Annotated in this window: 4 protein-coding genes and 1 pseudogene; 1 reads left to right on the top strand and 4 read right to left on the bottom strand. The window is 47.1% G+C overall.

All coding sequences use genetic code 11. The annotated features are described in order from the left end of the window. Window positions 1–127 precede the first annotated feature (127 nt). The 4 genes from PX482_RS13845 to clpP form a co-directional block, all read right to left on the bottom strand. Entirely contained in the window at window positions 128–265 is a 138-nt protein-coding gene (locus PX482_RS13845; protein ID WP_008206475.1) for a photosystem II reaction center protein K, read from the bottom strand. Window positions 266–315: 50 nt separating this feature from the next. After that, on the bottom strand, window positions 316–1440 hold the full coding sequence (gene tgt, locus PX482_RS13850) for a tRNA guanosine(34) transglycosylase Tgt (RefSeq protein WP_288027369.1): 1125 nt from the start codon (window positions 1438–1440) through the stop codon (window positions 316–318). Between the two features lie 66 nt (window positions 1441–1506). Next, the gene (locus PX482_RS13855; RefSeq protein WP_039900599.1) at window positions 1507–1968 is read right to left on the bottom strand and encodes a hypothetical protein; all 462 of its coding nucleotides are present in this window, start codon (window positions 1966–1968) and stop codon (window positions 1507–1509) included. 348 nt (window positions 1969–2316) lie between these two features. Beyond that, window positions 2317–2958 carry an ATP-dependent Clp endopeptidase proteolytic subunit ClpP gene (clpP, locus tag PX482_RS13860; protein ID WP_223212985.1) on the bottom strand — a complete coding sequence of 214 codons (642 nt, stop codon included), beginning with the start codon at window positions 2956–2958 and terminating at the stop codon, window positions 2317–2319. Window positions 2959–3105: 147 nt separating this feature from the next. Between clpP and PX482_RS13865 the strand changes: the two are divergent. Next, window positions 3106–3286, top strand: a pseudogene (locus tag PX482_RS13865) (hypothetical protein); the annotation flags it as partial.

The raw sequence follows: 3286 nt of genomic DNA on the forward strand, positions 1-3286 counted from the left end.
GGGGGAAAATTCTGGGACTTTTTCCCTGAAAATTAGGTAACTGACTACCTCAAAATCGGTAAAACCCCACACCCCACACCCCACACCCCACACCCTGCCACCACCGAAAAGCTTTTTGCCGCAAACCCTATTTAAACCCGACGGATGCTTGCCAAACAAAGGCCAGCAAGAGGAAAAATAGGGGAATCAGGGGCAAGACATCGACTAAGGGGTCGAAAATTTGGTATGCTTCCGGCAATTTGGCCAACAAAAGTGCAGTTTCCATCTCTCTATCTACCTTGACAAGAAAATTTTCAAACGTTTCCTGAAATTTTATCACGTTGGGGTAACATCTACGGCATCCTCAAGCCAAGGGGCAAAATCTTGGGCAAAAGTCCCCCCTAGGATAGATTGACGAATTTCACGGGTAAATCTGATTAATTCGGCGATATTGTGCAGAGATAAGAGAATATAACCCAACATCTCCCCCGATTTAATTAAATGATTCAGATAGGCACGGCTAAAGTGTTGACAGGTGTAGCAGGGACAAGTATCGTCTAAAGGGGCGAAATCCTCCTTAAAACGGGCATTTTTGAGGTTCCAACGCTCTCCCCGCACTAAAGCCGTGCCATGGCGACCAAAACGGGTGGGAATGACGCAATCAAACAGATCTATGCCACTAGCGATCGCCTTGGCCATTTCTCGATAGGTTCCCACTCCCATCAGGTAACGGGGTTTATTTTCGGGGAGTAAAGGGGCAGTTATCTGGACAATGCGATGAATTAGGCTCGTTTCTTCCCCCACACTCACGCCCCCGATAGCATAACCGGGTAAATCGAGTTTTACTAAAGATTGCGCCGCCGCTGCCCGTAAATCCTCATAGATTCCCCCTTGTACTATGGCGAATAAAGCCTGTTCTTGAGGTCGTTGATGGGCCGTCAGACAGCGCTCTAACCAGCGATAGGTGCGTTCTATGGATGCTTTCATGGTCTCATGACTGACTCCCGTGGGGGGACATTCATCGAAGGCCATAATCACATCAGCACCGAGGGCATTTTGAATCTGAATCGATTTTTCCGGCGTAATTTCGATTATTCTACCGTCCCGCGGTGATCGAAAGGTGACTCCCGATTCTTTAATTTGCCGGAGTTGACTGAGGCTAAACACCTGAAATCCACCCGAATCTGTTAATATTGGCTGATTCCACGCCATAAAATCGTGTAAACCTCCCGCTTTCTCGATAATACTTTCTCCCGGCTGCAGATGCAGGTGATAGGTATTAGCGAGAATCATTTGCGCTCCCGTGCTGGCGATTTGAGCGGGGGTCAAACCTTTCACCGTGGCCAAAGTTCCCACGGGCATAAAACGGGGTGTTTCTACCGGTCCGTGGGGAGTATGCCAAACCCCAACCCGCGCACCAGTTTGGGGACACTGGCCGATTAATTCAAAGGAAAATCCCACTGTTTCAGTTATCAGTTATCAGTTATCAGTTATCAGTTATCGGTTATCAGTATTTTTTCTCGCTGCCTAAAAGGGGCAATCATTGTCGTCTTCGTCTTCAAACTGCACATCCCACTTAGCAGAAAGTACCTGAGTCACCATGGCTTCGAGGGTATCAGCATTGAGACGGGCTTTCATATCGGGGTCTTGCAGTGGATTACTCAGGGGAATCAGCCGTAATTGCCGATTGTCTTGGATCAGATCAAAATAGGTTTCACCGTCAGGAGAGCGGGTTAAACGCAGATAATCGAAGCTATAGGTATTCAGATAAAGACTGTAGTTAGCAACTAGGGTGCTTTGCTGATAATCGGCGAAAACTTCCACTATCCATCCCTCCCCTTCACTCTGAATCACCCCTTCGAGACTATGGATGTAGCGAACTCGTCCAATATCATCGAGGAGACGACGCATATCTTCTTTAGCGATGACCACGCCAGAATCAATAATACAGGGGGCGGGCAGGGGCTGTGAGGGCGGATGATAGTTCATAGGGATTGCCAGTAAAAAAATTTCCGTTAATAACCCACCGGGTGTTTCTACCGATTCCTGTTGCAATTTTTTTCGGGTTACGTCTCGATCTTAACCCAATCCGCTAGAACTTTTCACTGTTACTTAAGATTAATAACGATGATCGATGATGGCTCTTCTGGTTTCTGTGTGGAGGGAAGAAGAATAGGGATAATTTTATAGAAATATAGTCTTCAAAGCCTTGCCTAGCAAGACTCCTACGAATGATAATCAGTGCTTATCACACAAAGTAGAGAAGAGCCCGATGATTAACTTCTGCTTACTAAATATTTACAAAAATCTGGGTAGACAGAGCCTACCCGATCATAACTATTTACTGGGAGGGTTGGAAGCGGAAGGACTGCGATCGATCACCTGATCGATTAAACCATAGTCTAGAGCCTCTTCGGCGGACATAAAGAAATCCCTTTCCGTATCCTCGGCGATGAGGTCGAGAGGTTTACCGGTATGACTAGCTAGGTGTTGATTGAGTAATTGTTTGAGATAGAGAATTTCTTTGGCCTGAATTTCGATATCGGTGGCCTGACCTTGGGCGCCGCCGAGGGGTTGGTGAATCATGATCCGGGAGTTGGGTAGGCTCATTCTTTTGCCCGGTTTGCCGGCACTGAGGAGAAAAGCCCCCATACTGGCGGCTAAACCAATACAAATGGTGCTGACATCGGGACGGATTTGATTCATGGTGTCAAAAATCCCTAATCCGGCCGAAACGGAACCCCCAGGGGAGTTGATATACAAGTAAATATCTTTTTCGGGGTCTTCTGCTTCTAGAAAGAGTAATTGGGCGACAATTAGGTTAGCTAGGTCGCTGGTTACTTCTTGTCCCAAAAAGACGATTCTTTCCCGGAGTAGTCGGGAGTAGATATCGAAGGCGCGTTCGCCCCGGCCTGTGGTTTCAATAACGGTAGGAATCATTGCGCTTTCTTGTCTTGCTGCTGCGGTTGGTTTTTTGATTGTAACTTAGGGAATGGGGGATAGGGATTAGGGGAATTGGGAAATATTTTCAGTGAACAGTGAACAGTGGTCAGTAATCAGTCAACTGAAAACTCACATCTGATAACTCTCCAGAAACTTAACTCAGGCTGAGGAAGCCTCAACCAGTTGAAAGCCAAGGGATTGCGCCTTTTTCGAGAGATTGTTGTTGACATCCTCGCCGCCGTAAAACGGACGGCGATTCCCAAACCTCACGATTTAGGTTTCTGCTTCTTTCCCTTGCGGGGTTCCGCACCTGCCTTAACAGATTTACTCTGTTCTGGTCTTATGGTCGCTCTACAGACTGACA

The sequence above is a fragment of the Microcystis sp. M53602_WE12 genome, assembly GCF_030065455.1.
Taxonomy (GTDB): domain Bacteria; phylum Cyanobacteriota; class Cyanobacteriia; order Cyanobacteriales; family Microcystaceae; genus Microcystis; species Microcystis aeruginosa.